General features: G+C 57.2%; 11 protein-coding genes. All 11 read right to left on the bottom strand.

What is annotated here, in order from left to right; genetic code table 11:
• Nucleotides 1-390: 390 nt before the first annotated feature.
• Nucleotides 391-2,853: a PAS domain S-box protein gene (locus C4520_09765; protein ID RJP21565.1), complete on the bottom strand. Its 2,463-nt coding sequence runs from the start codon at nt 2,851-2,853 to the stop codon at nt 391-393.
• Complete coding sequence (locus C4520_09760) at nt 2,846-5,242, bottom strand: PAS domain S-box protein (GenBank protein ID RJP21564.1); 2,397 nt, start codon at nt 5,240-5,242, stop codon at nt 2,846-2,848. The genes C4520_09765 and C4520_09760 overlap by 8 nt, the downstream gene beginning before the upstream one ends.
• A gap of 317 nt (nt 5,243-5,559) precedes the next feature.
• Entirely contained in the window at nt 5,560-5,784 is a 225-nt protein-coding gene (locus C4520_09755) for a hypothetical protein (protein ID RJP21563.1), read from the bottom strand.
• Nucleotides 5,785-5,864: 80 nt separating this feature from the next.
• Entirely contained in the window at nt 5,865-6,272 is a 408-nt protein-coding gene (locus C4520_09750) for a nucleoside-diphosphate kinase (GenBank protein RJP21567.1), read from the bottom strand.
• Between the two features lie 339 nt (nt 6,273-6,611).
• The gene (locus C4520_09745; GenBank protein RJP21562.1) at nt 6,612-7,469 is read right to left on the bottom strand and encodes a methyltetrahydrofolate--corrinoid methyltransferase; all 858 of its coding nucleotides are present in this window, start codon (nt 7,467-7,469) and stop codon (nt 6,612-6,614) included.
• A 43-nt stretch (nt 7,470-7,512) separates the two neighbouring features.
• Entirely contained in the window at nt 7,513-8,469 is a 957-nt protein-coding gene (locus tag C4520_09740; protein RJP21561.1) for an acetyl-CoA decarbonylase/synthase complex subunit delta, read from the bottom strand.
• A gap of 48 nt (nt 8,470-8,517) precedes the next feature.
• Nucleotides 8,518-10,425 (bottom strand): DUF4445 domain-containing protein, encoded by a 1,908-nt coding sequence (locus tag C4520_09735; GenBank protein RJP21560.1) that lies wholly within the window; start codon nt 10,423-10,425, stop codon nt 8,518-8,520.
• Between the two features lie 3 nt (nt 10,426-10,428).
• Nucleotides 10,429-11,772 carry an acetyl-CoA decarbonylase/synthase complex subunit gamma gene (locus tag C4520_09730; protein RJP21559.1) on the bottom strand — a complete coding sequence of 448 codons (1,344 nt, stop codon included), beginning with the start codon at nt 11,770-11,772 and terminating at the stop codon, nt 10,429-10,431.
• A gap of 91 nt (nt 11,773-11,863) precedes the next feature.
• Entirely contained in the window at nt 11,864-14,041 is a 2,178-nt protein-coding gene (gene cdhC / locus C4520_09725; GenBank protein RJP21558.1) for a CO dehydrogenase/CO-methylating acetyl-CoA synthase complex subunit beta, read from the bottom strand.
• A 53-nt stretch (nt 14,042-14,094) separates the two neighbouring features.
• The gene (locus C4520_09720) at nt 14,095-14,727 is read right to left on the bottom strand and encodes a 4Fe-4S dicluster domain-containing protein (protein RJP21557.1); all 633 of its coding nucleotides are present in this window, start codon (nt 14,725-14,727) and stop codon (nt 14,095-14,097) included.
• A gap of 12 nt (nt 14,728-14,739) precedes the next feature.
• A complete protein-coding gene (cooS, locus tag C4520_09715; protein RJP21556.1) occupies nt 14,740-16,698 on the bottom strand; it encodes an anaerobic carbon-monoxide dehydrogenase catalytic subunit in 1,959 nt (652 codons plus the stop codon).
• Nucleotides 16,699-16,746: the final 48 nt, after the last annotated feature.

Here is a 16,746-nt window from a genome sequence, read left to right as displayed (position 1 = left end):
GAATCACGGATGTCATTCTTCGGCAAGCTCCAAATATCTCAAAAATTAAATGATCAATGTAAAATCGTATGCATCAACAAAATCTCTGCTTTCGCAGGATTGACGGGTTACCCTGACTTGTTGATACCGTTCTGTCATCGGCGCCAAACCCATTATAGGACAGTCTCTTAGTCCCCCTTTTCCAAAAGGGGAAATTCAAGAGAGCGGCAGAATACAGTCCGCACAAAAAACAGTCAGGCTCGCCTTAAGCGAATGGCGTTAGGTTGAGTCCCTGTATGATATGTCATAATCTGCCGGCTGTCAAAAAATTGAGGACGAACGGGCGCCGTAACCTCATTTTTCCCGACAGGAAGGTCGGTGGCGAATATGGCGAGGTTAACAGGGGTGATCTTACTGCGTTTCGGAGTTTTGCAGGGGAAGCGTAATTTCGACGGTGGTTCCCTGCTTGATTTTGCTCGCGATCGCAAGCCGGCCCTCATGCGCCTCGATGAGTTTTTTACAGATGGGGATGCCGAGTCCTATTCCTCTGGTTTTTGTGGTGAAGAACGGTTCATAGATTTTATGAATCGTTTTTTCATCGATTCCACAGCCGGTGTCGGAAACGCAGATTTTGAGCAAGGCGGTCCGTTCGCTTTCGAAGGGGCGCCCGGAGATTGTGAGGGTTCCGCCGTTCGGCATGGAATCGGCCGCATTTGAGATGATATTGGCAAAGACTCTTGTCAATTTTTGGGCGTCGGCGAAAATCTGCGTTTGTTCGACGTCGATCCGGACGGAGATATTGCGGAGTTTATGATCGACAAGGGTCAGTGCGTGCTGAACGATGTCGCGGATTGACCACCAGGAACGGTCGACGGTGACCGGTCGCACGTAATGCAGCAACTCCGTGATGACGCTATCCATAAGTTTTGAGCCGTACTCGATTTCTTCAACGATATTCGGAATCTCCGGATTCTGCGGGATATGTCCCAGCGCTCTCTGCAGATTTTCGATTCCAAAGGTGATCATGTGCAGCGGATTTCTGATCTCGTGGGCCACGACCGACACCATCTGTCCGATAGCCGCCAGAGTCTGCGCCTGTCGCAGTTCATCGACCTGTTTCTTGACCGTTTCCTCGAGACTTTCGGAGAGTTGTCGGTATCGGGCCTCGCTGATGCGCAGGGCCTGCTCGGCCTGTTTGCGCTCGGTGATGTCCTGTGCGGTGCCGAATCCGCCGAGCAGAGCGTCCGTTTCGTCGAATTCGAGTTCCGCCTTCTCGCGGACCCACTTGACGGCGCCATCGACGATGATTCGGTGCTCGATGTCGTAGGGGGCGCCGCTCACGGCGGCATTCCATTTGCGATCCACGTACTCGCGGTCATCCGGATGAACGCAGTCGAGAAATGTTTCATACGTCAACGGCGTTCCCTCGGGAATGCCATATATCCGGTAAGTTTCGGCGGACCATCGCAACTCATTCCGCCGCACGTCGAGACGCCAACTGCCGGTATGCGCCACCGCCTGCGCGCGGTTCAGGTCTTCCTCGCTCTCGCGCAGAGCTGTCGTCCGTTCGGCGACGCGTTGCTCAAGCACCTGATTCAGGTTCTGCAGGGCTTCCCGCGCCTGTTTCTGTTCCGTGATATCGATGCCCATTTCGAGGATGAGCGTCGAGCCGTCCGAATCGACGAAGGGGAAGTCGTATATGTAGTAGTTGCGCCCGTCCGGTCCGAGCCATTCCCACTCGTGAGGAGCCATGGTTTTCAGGACCTTGAACGTGTCGCAGACTTCGCATGGCTCCGTCCGATTGAAGAGGTATTCGAAGCAGCGGCGCCCATAAGATTGGCCGAAGCGCTCGCGGAAGAAGCGGTTATCAAATTCCACGTGATAATCGGGCGTGAGCAGCACCACATAGGCGGGCAGCATCTCGAGGACGTCAAAAAATCTTTTCCGTTCGGCCTTGACGGCCTGCTCGCTCGCCCGCAAGGCGATTTCCGCGGCGGTACGGCGGGATACTTCCTCTTTCAACTCTTTGACCGCCTGAATCAGTTGCGCCGTTCTTTCGTTAACGCGCATTTCCAATTCATCGTGGGCTTTTTGCAACTCCTCTTCCGCGCGAACGCGCTCGGTCACGTCGCGGAATACAAGGATGACGCCGATGATGTCACCGTTATCATCTCTGATGGGCGCGGCGCTGTCATCAATCGGGATTTCGGCGCCGCTTCTGGTTATGAGTATTGTATGATTGGCGAGACCCTGGATAGTGCCGTCGAGAAGAACTTTTGAGACGGGGGACTCCACCGGCCGGTGCGTGTTGAGGTTGATTATTTTAAAGACTTCATGGAGTTCTTTATGCCGGACTTCCTCGAGACTCCAGCCGGTTAGAGCTTCGGCAACGGGATTCATGAACGTAATCAGGCCGCTCCTATCGGTGGCGATGACGGCGTCTCCGATGCTTCGGAGCGTTGTCGAGAGCCATTTCTCGCTTTCTCTCAGCCTTCTCTCCATCGTATGCTTGTACAGCGCCATATCGATCGTAATGTGCAATTCCCGTTCCTGGAAAGGCTTCACGATATAGCCGAAGGGCTCTGTTTTCTTTGCGCGCTGAAGCGTATGCTCGTCCGCGTATGCGGTGAGGTAGATGACGGGAATATCGAAGCGGGTGCGGATGTCTTCCGCGGCCGTCACGCCGTCAACGTCTCCCTGCAGCATGATATCCATCAGAATCAGGTCGGGACGCGTCTCCCTTGCCATGCTGATGGCTTCCTTCCCGGTTGAGGCAACACCTGAAACCGTGTATCCGAAAGACTCCAGTCTCTGTTGCATGTCCAGAGCCTCGATGCCTTCGTCCTCGACTATTAGTATCTTTGCGTCAGGCATTGCTTGAATTCTCCTCCCGCGCCGGCCCAAACGTGATCTTGAATTCGGCGCCGGCGCCGGTTCCCATCTCAATCGTTCCGTTCAGTTGTTTCACCAGCACGGTCACCAATTGAAGTCCCAGGGATTTGGACTTATGTATTTCAAAACTCTCGGGAAGGCCGACACCGTTATCGGCGACAATCAAGACGAACCGGCCGCCGAGATCGCGAAGCAAATCGATGCGGATCTCGCCCTTTCCGCCTTCAGAGGAAGCTGAAGCGGCGGGAAAAGCGTACTTGAGCGAATTCGAAACGAGTTCGTTGATAATCAATGCGCAGGGAATTATTGAATTTACGTCGAGCGAAAGGTTTTCCACGTCTATTTTGGGTTTTATGACTCTCTCGCTCACGCCGTAAGACTGAAACAGGTTAGCGATAATCTTTCCGATATAGTCCGGCAGATCGATCGTTGTAAGCGAATCGGACTGGTATAATTTTTCGTGGATGAGAGCCATCGAGAAAACGCGGTTCTGGCTCTCTTTGAACAGCGCTATTGCCTGTTCATCCTTCAGATAACGGAGTTGCAGGTTGAGCATGCTGTGGATGATTTGAAGGTTATTCTTGACACGATGATGTATTTCCTTAAGGAGCACTTCCTTTTCCTTCAGCGATTTCTTCAGCCTGTCCTCCGCCTTTTTTCGTTCGGTAATGTCGCGAGCGACGTGAATGGACCCGATGAGTTTGCCCTCCTCGTCGTAAAGCGGAGTGGTGCTCACGAGGAAATCGCCTTTAAGGCGAGGCTCGTGCACCTCGGCCTGATGTTCGTTTCCGTCACGACAGGTGAGAGTATGCGGACAGGGATCGGGCGGACATGTCATCCCGTGGACGGCCTCATAGCAGCGCTGTCCGATGCACTGTTGGGGCGAGACGCCGAGGCGGTCAGCCATCGCCTTATTGACGCGCACGATGCGGTGATTCAGGTCCAGGATCGCCATCAGATCGGGGACGGTGTCGAAGGTCAGCTCCCATTCTTTCTTCGCCCGAATGATGACCTCCTCGGCGCGCTTGCGCTCGGTCATATCGGTTGCGATCCCCAGCACGGATTGAACCTCGCGCCCCTGTCCGGATTCGGGTGCGAGCCTGAGATAAAAAGTCCTCGTTCCCTTTTCCAAGGGCAAGTCAAATTCCAGGTCCTTGCTCTTTCCCGTGTGGAAGACCTCGCGAACGGCGCCATCCCACAAGGCGCTCATGTGTGCGGGCATTCCCGCCTCTGCGTTGGTTTTTCCGATGAAATTCCCGGACGGGATGCCCGTGATCGCCTCCGCCGCGTGACCGAGGTAAACGACCCGCAGATCGGCGTCGTAGCGCATGAGGATCGACGGCACGTTTTCCGCAAGCGAACGGTATCTCTCTTCACTCTCCCGCAGCGCCTGCTCATGATATGCCCGTTGCAGAGCCACGACTGCAATTTCGGCGAGCGCGCCGGCCACGGATGCATCGTCCTCGGCAAAGTCATTCGGTTTATTTGCCAGGCCGAGCAGGCCGATCGTCTTTCCATCAAGATTCATCGGCGCAAACATGACATTGCGCACGGCGACATGCCCTTGCGGCATGAAACGCATCCACGCGCTGCCGGCGAAATCGTTGTCATAGACGACTCGTCCGGTCGTGTAGGCTTCCGCGCGCAGCCCGCGAACCGGCATCGGCAGTCGAGGGTCGACGTCGCACGGTAGTCCGCCGGATTCGAGGAACACCACCTTGTTTTCACGGCCGTCCTCCGAGAGGAGCGCCAGATAGCCGGAGGTCGCGCCCGTTACCTCGCAACACACCTCGAATATCCGCCGGGCGGCGTCTGCGAAAGACGATTCTTCGCGTACGGCGCGGGAGGCCTTGAGGAGAGCGGTCATCTGGCGTTCTCGCGTTTCGGCCTCGACGAGGGCATTTTCGAGCCTCTGTTCGGTCTTCTTGCGATCGGTTATATCCGCAAAGAGGACCGCGAATTGTCCTGGCGCCGGCCGATAAGCGAAAACCTGGTAATGGCGCTTGAGGGGGGCCGAATATTGGTCGAAGCGGGCGGGTCGGCCGGAGAGCGCGACACGGCCATAGGTTTTGATCCAATGCGTCTCGATGTCGGGCAGCACTTCGCGAATGGTCTTGCCGATGACATTGCTGCGCTTGAGGCCGGTGAGCCGCTCGAAGGCGGGGTTCACCTCCAGGAACCGATAATCGCAGGGTTCGCCCCAGTCATCGCAGATGACTTCATGAAGAGCGAAGCCTTCCGTCATCTCATTGAACAACGACTGAAAGCGCCCCTCGCGGTCGGCCTCCCGTTTTTTCAAATCTGCGATTTGAGACCGGATTGTCTTCAGTTCCTCGGAGGGCTTTTGCCTGGATTCCTCTGAAAGATTCACGAAACCACCTTGAAGGGATCAAAAGGCATGTTCTGCCACTGCGTTTAGGCAGGTAACCTACTTTGATCGTAGCACAGATCAGGTGCCCTGTCAATTTTAAGTAAAACGAAAGACAATCCGTCTGTCCGAGGCGATGCTGTTGGAGTGTGGATGGCGAAGACAGCGGATTTTCTCGCCGTCTCGACCGGGTAGGGAGGAGTTGACAAGTGTCCGTTTCTGGAAAAATTCCACTTCGCCTTTGGCGGCTTCATGCCGACTCGAGCATCCCAGCCGGATAAAGCTGTCATCCCTGTCCAAGATAATCGCAGAACGACATCTCAGAGATTAAAAACCTGCGGTTTTTCAAGGTTCCCTTGTCTGCTGAAAATGACTTTTCCCCAATGTGTTGATCTAAGAAGAAACGTCTCAAACAGGAGGTAACAGAGATAACGGAGGAAAAAGATATTCCCGTTTTTTGTTTCCTCTGTTACCTCCTGTCGAAAGATTCCTTCTTCTTCTTTCTTCTGCAATATCCATCGGATCGGCGTAACGTTCGGGACCATATTCTGCTCTTGAAAATTATCTTGGACAAGAGTGAAATGTTATCTCAAAACTCCAAAGTCTGGTTGGGGCTTCACCGCTGCTACGCAAGCCCCGGAAAGAAGTAGCCTACTTCGAATTTGGCCGTTTGGGGGCTGTCGGAGCCGTGGACGATGTTGTTCTGGATGTTGGCGCCCCAGAGCGCGCGGATGGTGTTGGGGACGGCTTTTTTCGGATCGGTCGCGCCGTTTATTTCACGGACGACGTCGATGGCGTTGTCGCCGCGCCACGCCATGACGACGGACGGGCCGGAGGTCATGAATTCAACCAGTTCTCCAAAGAAGGGGCGCTCCTTATGGACGGCATAAAACCCTTCAGCCTTCTGGCGCGACATGTGGAGGCGTTCGATGGCCATAAGTTCGAGGCCGGCCTCTTCATAGCGCTGGATGATTTTTCCGACGAGTCGTTTTTGAAAGCCGTCAGGCTTGACGATTGAGAGGGTTGTTTGGATGTTTGATTTGGTCAAGGTGTTGTCTCCGGTTGAATTGGGCGGCCATGGGGTCGCACCTATAATTGTACGAACCGGGCACGGCACGCCGTGCCCCTACGTCGAGGGACACAAGCGCCACGCCGGTAATTGTGCACGAATGGTCTGACTATACATTGGAGGGCCCGCAGCGTCGCCCACCGTACTATTTGGTGAAGCGGGCACCGCGCGCCGCGCCCTACAGGGCCTTTCGGACCTTACATAGCCGGACCGAGTAGGCATATCCAGTTGTACGATGCCGTACCTGATTAAACAACGGGCGGCCACACGGGGCCGCCCCTGCATGCTGATATGAGAAATCTATTAGTCGATATGGTTATGGCTGGCGTCGTATGCCCTGATATAAGAGTCGCTGTAAATCGCCTTGTTCATCAACAATTCCGCGGTAATGAACGCATCGCGCATTTCCTTGTCGGCCGCATCCATAATGGCGGCATCGAGCCCGTTCATGACGGCCATGCTCAGCCAGATGCGGGTGAGCAGCTCGCGTTCCTTGGCGCCCTGCCCGAGGTTGCTGAGCCCGACCACGATATGAGGAGGCGGGCTGCTCAGGTAGGCGAACTGTTTGATGGCCTCGAGAACGATCGGCGCCTGATCCTGCGCGACGTTGGCCGGCATGACGATGGGATCGATGTAGAGCTTGTCCATGTCGATTCCGAATTCCATGGCTTTTGCGGCGATCAGGGCAGCGGTTTCGACGCGGGCGTCGACGGTCTTGGGAATCCCCTTTTCATTGATGGTAAGCCCAATGATGGAGGCATTATATTCCTTGGCCAGCGGCATGTACTTGTCGAGCTTGGCTTCCTCTCCCTTGGTCGAATTCATAAGGATCGGATTCTTGCAGACCTGCATGGCGGCCTTCATGACGTCGAACTTTGGAGTATCGATGCTGAGGGTGATGCTGGTAACTTCCTGAACGGCCTCGACCAGCCAGACCATGACCTCGAGCGGTTTGTCCGATGCCGGCCCGACGTTGATATCTAGTGCGTTAGCGCCGGCCTTCACCTGATCGAGGGCGACCTTCTGAATAATGGACTTATCTTTGGTCTGGATGCCCTTGCGCACGTCCAGGAACATTCCGTTGAGTCTTTCGCCGATTACAAACATTCTCTCCTCCTTCTCTTCCAGGGGGTCAGACCTACACATTTTACAAATGCCCATAACAAGTCTTGTAAAATGTGTAGGTCTGACCCCCTGGTCTTTCCTATTTCGCTGAAAGCTCCGCCACGAGTTTTTTGAAGCTGCTGACGGCTTCCGGATGGCGCATGACCATGAGCTCGCCGCCGGATTGCAGGAGTGTGGCTGCGCACGTGGCTTCCCACAGTGGTCCGCGTTTCTTCAGGTCGCCCCACGCCGGGAATTCCTGCGCTGAGGCTTTGGCTTCTTTCACGCGCCAGGTTTCGGGGCCGACGGTGCAGATGACAGGCTGAGCGAGCATCCTGTCGCCCGAGAGCCCGGCGGTACGACCGCGTTCCATGATCGAGTAGCTGTACTCCATGCCGTATCCGAGGGCGCCGGTCGCGGGGAAGATGACGATGTCCTCGAGTTTGAATCCCATTTCGGAAATGAGGATATTCACCTGCTTGGCGATGTTGATATCGAGCGGGGATTCGCCGATGATCTTGTGGCCGTCGGCGAGACATGAGGCGGTGAGGGTCTTATAATTTTTTTCGACCGCCGTTCCGAGCAGGCAGTTTTCGCCTTTGGCCGTCTCGCTGACGCTCGGCATTACGTCGTTGTCCTTTTTGAAGTCGCCGCATCCCCAGATAATGAGGGGGACACCGACGGCGTTGAGCACGTCTTTGACGACGCCGGCGGTCTCATTGGCGGAGCGGTTCTCGAAATCGGGATGAACGCCCCTCAGCATGAGGCAGATGAGCTCGGCGCCGTATTCGACTGCACGCTTCGCCCATTTGGCAGGGTCGTTCCACACATCGCCATAGGCATCGGCCAGCGGTTCGGCCCAGCCGTTTGGGGCGACGTCGTTCACTTCAATCGCGATTGCCGGAGGATTGGGCCAGGAACCCTCGAAATTCAGGTATGGCAACGTGCTGCTCCCCCCTATGGTCACGGTTTTCTCTCGGGTCCCGCCTTGCGCCTTTGTGGCGCCGATGGTAACCGTGTTCACCTTGGTTGTCCACTTTTCGGCTATGTTCTCCATACGTTCCTCCGTTTCTCAACGAGTTATAAGAAAACTTCCATTCAATTCCTAATTGACCGACGGAAACAGTTCCAGGTTGGTATGCGGCAAGAACAGAGCGGAACTGTATTCATCCATGAACTGCAGGTTGCTGCTCAGGTCGATGTACGTCATTTTTTGGGCGATTCGCTCGACCTCGGCGAACGCCTCCTTCGACAATATCGCCAGCTTTGCGCCGTTGAGCGAGCTGTTGCCGATAAATCTGACTTTCTCAAGCGGGATATCGGGTAAGAGCCCGATGGCGACGCCGGCGGATAGATCGAGATAATTGCCGAATCCGCCCGCGATATACAGGCGTTCGAGGTCGTGAAAACCGAGGCCCATGCTCTTGATGAGAACGGATGCGCCCGCAAAAACGGCCGCCTTCGAACGGACCAGATTGTTGATGTCGGGCTGCGTGATAACGATGTCGCGCCCCATCGCGGTCTCGTCGGCATAGGCGATCACGTATTCGACGGTATCATCTTCCGACTTTCTCAGCCGGCTGCAGAAGCCGGGGTCGGAGAATTTGGCGGTTCTGTCGACGACTTTTTGTCTGCGCAGCTCGGAGATGACATCGATCAGGCCGGACCCGCAGATGCCGCGGGGTTTCTCTTCGGCGATGACGACCATTTGAACGGACTCTCCGCCGTCGCTCACCTTGATTTTCTCGATAGCGCCATGAGTGGCCCTCATGCCGAATTTCACTTCGCCGCCCTCGAATGCAGGGCCTGCCGAAGCGGAGCAGCAGACCATCCACTCGCTATTGCCGACGACGATCTCGCCGTTCGTGCCCACGTCGATGAGCATCGAGAGCTCATTGGAGCGGTAGATGCCTGAGGCGAGGACTCCGGAGACGATGTCGCCGCCCACGTAGCTGCTGACGGCGGGAACCGCGTACAGCAGGCCGCGCGGATTGATCTGGATGCCGACTTCGATCGCCCTGATGGGCGGGATGAAGGCCGCGGCCGGTATGTAGGGTTCGCGCCTGATATTGGAGGAGTCGAGGTCCAGCAGGAAGTGCATCATGGTCGTATTTCCTGCGCAGAGCACGCAGGTTACGTCCTGGATACTGACATCGGCCTCGGTAACGATGTTGTTAATCAGCATATTGAGGTTGCCGACAATGGCCTCGTGCAAACGCTCGCGGCCGCCCACCTCTTCCTTGGCGTAAATGAGCCTGGTGATGACGTCTTCGCCGAAGGCGATCTGCGAGTTGTACGTCGCGTCGGTCGCGAGCACCTTCGAGGTGGTGAGGTCGATGAGATGTGTGACGACGGTCGTCGTTCCGACGTCGACCGCGACGCCGTAATTTCGGGCCGAGGTATCGCCTTCCTCGATCTCGAGGACCTCGATGGTGCCCCCGCGCTCGCCGAGCGTGCAGGTGATTTTCCAGTCGCCGCGCCGCAGTACCTGCGGGACGCGCCGGATGTTTTTGAGGCCGGTCTGCATGATGGGGGCGTCCACCTTTGAACGGATCGAGCGAAAGAGGCGGCTCAGGTCCGACAGGCTGTCCTGGAGAGAGGGGACGGGCACGTCGAGGAAAATCTTCTCTGTGAGCGGCGCGTGCGCGAAATCATACTTGGTCAAATCGACTCTGGCCAAACCACTGAAGCGCTGCGCATCCTGGTCGATAAGGATTTTCTTGCCCTCCATCCGCGACTCGATGGGAACTTCGACGACGAGGTCGCTGCGCGGATGGCTCGCGCACGCAAGCACATAATTGCGCTGCACTTCTTCGCGTGACAGCAGCATATGCTGTTCTTCGAACACCTGCCCCTGCGAGATGATAACGCGGCACTTGCCGCAGATCATGTCGCCGCCGCACAGGGAATGGACATAGACGCCCGCACGCTGAGCGGCGTCGAGTATGGTCTCATCAGGGGAGGCGGCTGCCGTTTTTGCGTCGGGCATAAATGTGATCTTATACTCAGCCACTCGTCAACTGCCCCAATTGGCCTTCAGGTAAGACGGGATGCCGGAAGATTCCTTCGGGCCCACAACTACTTCCCATCCGGTTTCTTCCTGAAGCTTGCCGCTTTCGACCGCGATCAGGCCCGGAATGATGACCTTCTTGTGAGGAGCGATCTTTTCGACCTCGTGTTTCTTCATTGCGGCCGCAATCTGATCGGTCGTGAATTTTTCCGCCGCCCATGCCGTGAGGACGGAGGTGCCTTCGGTATCGACGACGAGGATATTGGTCGGCACTTTCGAGCTTTCAACGTCGCCTTCAACGGTGTAATAGGTGAGCGAGAAGTTGGTTGTAATCATAAGCGGCGACTTGTCGGTGGTCTCGCCGACGCGATGGATGCCGGACTCGACCTGGATCGGGCTTCTCGGGTCGGTATATATGTTCATGCGGACGGTGAGCAACGGCATGAGCTGCCATGGCTCGATGGCATCGGTCACGACGATGCCGGCATATTTTGCCATGAAGGTCGAGCTCTTCAGGACGGTCAGCAACGGGTCGGCGCCGTTCATCACGCACACCATCTGCGGGTAACCGAGCGGGCGGAACGTCTTTTTGAGCGCGTAGCGGCGCACCTTCGTGAGGTCCTCGAGGGTCTGCCGAACGCCTTGTTCGCCTGCGTATAAAACGATCTCTTTGACTCCGGCGGCGGAGATTTTCTGCGTGAGCTCCGCGAGCGCTTCAAGGCCGTCGGCCTTGGCGACGACGGGGCAATTCTTTTCCTTTGCGAGCGCGGCGACCGCCTGGACGTTTGCCGCAGTGGCTCCGCACAGGAGCGGGCGTCTATCGGCGCAGACGTCGAGGGCGGCCTTGAGTGCGTCCGGATTCTCGCTGCCGAGAATGATCGCCATCGGACATTTTTCGGCGACGATCTTGGTTGCGGCGGCGAACTTGGCCGGATCGTTGGAGTCGTTCATCACACAGACCATATCAACGGCAATCCTGGTGCCGACGCGTTCAAAGATCAGGTGCACGATCTTGTCGGCGCGCGCAGCGATGTCGGCCTCGGACAGCTTGTCGGACATGGTGACAGCGACTCCGGCCTTGTGATGGAACGTCTCCTCGTGCCTGAACATGACGGTCTCGTTGCCAATTGAGACCTTGGCGTCACCCGTGCCGATGGTGACGAGTTGAATCGGCGGAGCGGAGGCCGCGCCCAGTTTCTCCTTGGCTTCCGCGGTGACGTGCGGGCATTGATCCAGAGACGCCTGCTTCTGGGCGACCCGCATGGCGAAAGCGAGGCACGTGGGGGACTTGCATTCTCCGCAGTTGGTTTTTGGTAGCAACTTGTAGATGTCCAAACCTGTCAGTGCCATGAGTCCTCTCCTTTTGATGTACGGCAGATCGCGGTCCGCAGGGGCCCGAGATCTGCCGTTAAATTAGAACTGCAAATTTGCGCCGAATTATCTAGAACATCGGCGGCATGGTCAGCGCCGGATGACCCACCTTCTCGAGGAACGGGAGCAAGTCGGCGGCGTTGTCGCAGACAGTTTCGTCGGCGATTTTGTTCAGGAAATCGTCCAGACCGAGTTCCTTTGCCCGCGCCTCGAGGCGCTCGCGCACGGTCTCCTTCAGGTCCTTGGGCATCCAGACGATACGCCCAAGTCCGCCGTCGGCCGAGATGAACTTCTTGCTGGTGATGTACATCTTGCCGACGCCGAGGAAGCCCGGTGTCTGCAATCCGCCGCCGGTGGTGCTGGCGAGCGTGGAGAACGGCATTCCGCTCGGGGTCATGCCGGAATACTCGCGGTTGACAACCATGACTCCGTTGGCCTCCGGTACGATCGCAACGATACACTCGAAGCAGCCGCAGGAGGTCATCGGGTTTTCCATCATCGAGTAGGCGTTAAAGGTCTCGATCTTCTTGTTCGACTTCTGGGAGACGAACTTGTTGACGTTTTCCCACTGTCCTTTGACCGCATCGATGGTCGAACCCTTTTCCACCGGCTGATTCGGGCCGGTCGGATTGATTTCAAAAGCGGCCTTCCCGTCGAGCCAGTTGTAAGCGCCGCAGAGTCCGAGGCGCTCGGGGCTGATGATGCACACGTGGTTGGGGGCGAACGACTGGCACAGCGTGCACGAGTAGAAGGTGTCCACGCTCTCGTCGGTCATGCCGGCCACGCGAGCGTCTCTTTCGGCATAGCTTTTCTTTGCTTCCGCCAGCAGTCGTTCGACGTCTTCCTTCTTCGTATAGATCGTCACCTGCACCTTATCGGCAATTGCAGGGAAATTCTGCAGGAGTTTTACGTGGATAATATCGCCGAAATGCCGGCATTTGAACCCCTTGGCCTTGGCGTCCTTGCTCATGCGAATCCAGACGATATCGCGCTGGCCGACGTGCATGACTCCCATGGCGCCGTTGATCAGGTGATGAATCTGGCGCTCGAGGATCGGCTCGAAGTCATGCTGCATTTTTCGGCCGGCCACATCGACGATGATAGCCAGCGGCAGCGCTTTGCCGTCGGGAACGGTGTCGACATCGGGCCCGACGACCTCGATTTTTCCGTCCTCGACCTGATCCAGCGGCTTCATCCGCAGCCACTCGAAGGCGGTGGAAGCCTTGCCGCCGAATTCGACCGCAAGCTGGTCTTTGCGAACGCGTTCTCCCTCGAAGGCGGCGGCGTAGTTTACCGGAATCGGAACCTTCTCGATCTTTACTTTCACGCCGCGGGTCTGAATGCAGGTGGGCACGATCTTTTCATAATTTCGCTCGCGCACCAGCGCCTCAAACAGGGTGACGCCGGTCGGCCGGATTTCCGGAATATCGGTATCGGCGATGACGCAGAACCCCATATTGATGGCGCCCGCTCCGACGGCATAGCGCCGGTCGGTCACCTCGCCGAACACGAGCCCGAACGCGAACACGCGGTCGCGCTGGTACTCGAGGCACTTGACGAATTCGCCGCGCTTGTGTCCGCCGAACGTGAGCGCGCCGCGCATCGCCCAGTTGAGAGCATAGATGCCGGAAACGAGGTCGGGCCCGAGCGGCACGATGTAGGTGTCCCAGCCCATTTCGACCTTTTCCTCTTCGAGCTGCTGGCGCATCGTTTTGCCGTTGGTATCGTCGCACAGGAACACAAGGATGTTGCGCTGCTGGAGCTCGCGAACGGTTTTCACCGCGATCTCATTGCTGGGCGCCGATCCGAGAATGGCGGCGAAACCGGGCATGCGGCCGTCCACCAGCTGGATGCCGAGCGATCGCAGGATCGTATCGGAGATGAAGCCCTGATCGCCCTCGGCCGGCAGCTCGCCGCGCAAGTATCTGAGCGCGGTGATCACTTCGGTGGAGAGCAGCGTTGCGATGCCGGCATCGAGCGTCGGCCCGAGGTACGGCAGCCAGACCTTGTCGCTCGGGACCGGCGGCAGCAACTGGCGGGTCCTCGTCAGGATTTTCTTTGCATCGCCAAGACTTTTCGCTTCCATCCCCAGGAGAGAGTAAGCCATGGGCAGGTAGAAAGCGGTCTCCGGGAATTCCAGCTTCTGATCTTCCCCTTTTGATTCAATCGCCTTTTTGAGATCGGCCTCCGCCTCTTCCACCCATGAATGCGCTCCGCGAATGGCCGCAGAAGCTACTATTTTCGACATTTTCTTACCTCCGTTATGCGCGTGTCAGCGTTTGACAGAATTCTTTCCAGGGCTCACAGGTCCACCACAGCAATTGCATCGAATGGGCATTCGGTGAAGCAGTTGCCGCATTTTATGCATTTTTCCGAGTTAATCACGTGCGGTGTTTTCTTCGCGCCCGTGATTGCATCCGCGCGGCACACTTTGATGCACGAGCCGCACGCCTTGCAGAGCTCGGGGTCGATCTTATATTGAATCCGGCTCGTGTGCCACTCGAGTGCACCGGTCGGGCACCCGGTGACGCAGGCCGGTAGGAGTCCTTCCTTCTGGCGCTCGACGCACTGGTCGCACTTGAGGACGATCTTTCCTGCGCGGTCCATCTGGAGAGCGCCCACGGGACAGGCTTCGATGCACAGGCCGCAGCCGGTGCATTTGCTCTCGTCCAGCAGGGTGGGCGCGGATCTATCGTCTTTATAGAGGGCGTGCTCCGGGCATGCGGCCACACACGGCGGATTCTCGCAGTGGCTGCACAGGATGGGCACGACGACGCGTTTCGCCTTTTTCAAGGTTACCCTTCCCTCGGGGAGGGGCTTTTCGTAGATAGCTGCATACAGGTTCTTGCTTTTCGAGTGTGCCAAAGCGCACTGCAGTTCGCACGTCTTGCACGCGGTACAGAGCTTCGGCCTCACTACTGTCATTCCGGCCATCGGTTCACTCCTTCAGTTACCCGCGGGTGCGGCTGCTTTTTTTCCTGCGACTTTAGCGCCTGCTTCGCCATCGAGAGGCGGGTACATCATGGGTTTCAGCTTGAGCGCCTCGCGCTTCTTGTCGAGGTGCTCGATGATCTTTTTCGCGGCCTTTTTGGGGTCGGCCTCGAAGACGAAATGCGCGCCGAAATCCTTATCCATTCCGTCGCTGAGGTATTCGAGCACTTTCTTGCTGCCGTGCACCTGGAACGGCGGATTGAAATGAACGGTGATTCCGGAGGCAACGACATAGAGGCCGATCGAGGTGGCTTTGTGGCTCATGGCTTCTGGAGCGGAGCCGGCCACCGGGAGTTGGCTGAGGTCGGCGCCGATGCCGCCTTCTTTCACCATCTCGATACAGGCGGTGAGAATGCGCGAGTTGTCGACGCAGGAGCCGACGTGCAGGACGGGCGGAATGCCAACGGCCTCGCAGATTTCGCGCAAGCCGTTGCCGACGGAATTGAGTCCGACCTCGGGGTCGAGCAACCCATGTTTGGCGAGACAGTGGGCTGAGCAGCCCGTGGTGACCACCAGCACATCGTGCTTCAGCAGCTCCTGAACAAAGGTGAGGTGATTATAATCGTGTACCGTTTTAGTGTTATTGCAGCCGACCACACCAACCACACCGCGCAGACGGCCGTTGATGATGCCCTCGTTGAGGGGCCTGTACGATGGGCGGAACTTCCCGCCGAGGTTGTAGAATATGTTCTCCGTCGTAAAGCCGGCGACGAGGTCCATGCTTTCATTGGGAATCTGCATGCGGTCACGCTTGCGATTCTTGTAATTCAGAACGGACGCGCTCACGATTTCCTTTGCGATATCCACCGCTCGCTCTTCCTCGAACTGATAGTGGGTCGCTCCGGGAATCTTCACTTTCTTGCTGGTAGTGATCAGCTTGGTATGGAAACAGGGAGCAACCTGATTCAGGCCGGGCATGATGCACTGAACATCCACGATCATTGCTTCGACGGCGCCGGTGACAATAGCAAGTTCCTGTTGGAGGTAGTTGCCGGCCAGGGGCGCCCCTTGCCGCATGAGAATTTCATTGGCTGTGCAGCAGATGCCGGCGACGACGATGTCCTCAGCACCTTGCTCCTTGGCCAGCTTCTTCATTTCGGGGCTGCGGGCGACTTTCACGATCATTTCCGACAGGGTCGGTTCATGGCCATGGAGTATGATGTTCACCGTATTCTCACCGAGCACGCCGAGGTTGGCTTTCGAGCGAATCGGAGTGGGCGAGCCGAACTGGATATCGCTCAGGTCGGTGGCTATCATGGAGCCGCCCCAGCCGTCGCCGAGAGCCGCCTTGATTGCATGGAGCAGCGTGTTATAGTAATCGGCGTCCATCCCCATGTGCACCATGTGGAGAACTTCGACGATTTCGCGGTCGATCCCCCGGGGCATGACCTTCAGCTTGCGCCAGCGCTCTTTTTGCTTCTCGGGCGCGCGTTGCGCGAACGGTATTTCTCCGTGCTGCTGGCCAAACAGTTGAAGGCATTTCTCGGCAACCTCAGCGGCCACCTTTTTTACGTCGCCGCTGGAGTCAATGTTCAGTTCCTGCGCGAGCATCATAAGCTTGCGCTCATCCTTGATCTCGTATCCCTGCACTTTTCCCTCAGCGGTCATGAGCAGGTTGTGAGAGACGTCGCGGCCGTGGTCGGAATGCGCGGAAGCTCCCACGGCGGTTGCGCGCGCGATATTGCGAGCGACGATGCCGTCGGCGTCGATGCCGCACGCCCCCAATTGAGCTCCCTTTCCGAAGGGGTCGACCCTGCAGGGGCCCATATAGCACTGCTGGCAGCACACGCCAAGCTCGCCGAACCCGCAGCGCGGGTCCTGTTGGTCGGACCGGTCGAATGCGGTACAGATGTTCTCGCATTTCGCCTTCTCGATCATCTGCAAGGTTGCTTTATCTATGGATCGTTCTTTCATGAGGCTCTCCTTACGAAGCCATCGGCCGGAATCAGTTCTGCAGGCGCC

This window comes from Candidatus Abyssobacteria bacterium SURF_5 (assembly GCA_003598085.1).
Taxonomy (GTDB): Bacteria; Abyssobacteria; SURF-5; order SURF-5; family SURF-5; genus SURF-5.
The sequence above is the reverse complement of the archived record's forward strand: the minus strand, read 5'-3'. Positions and strand labels throughout refer to the sequence as shown.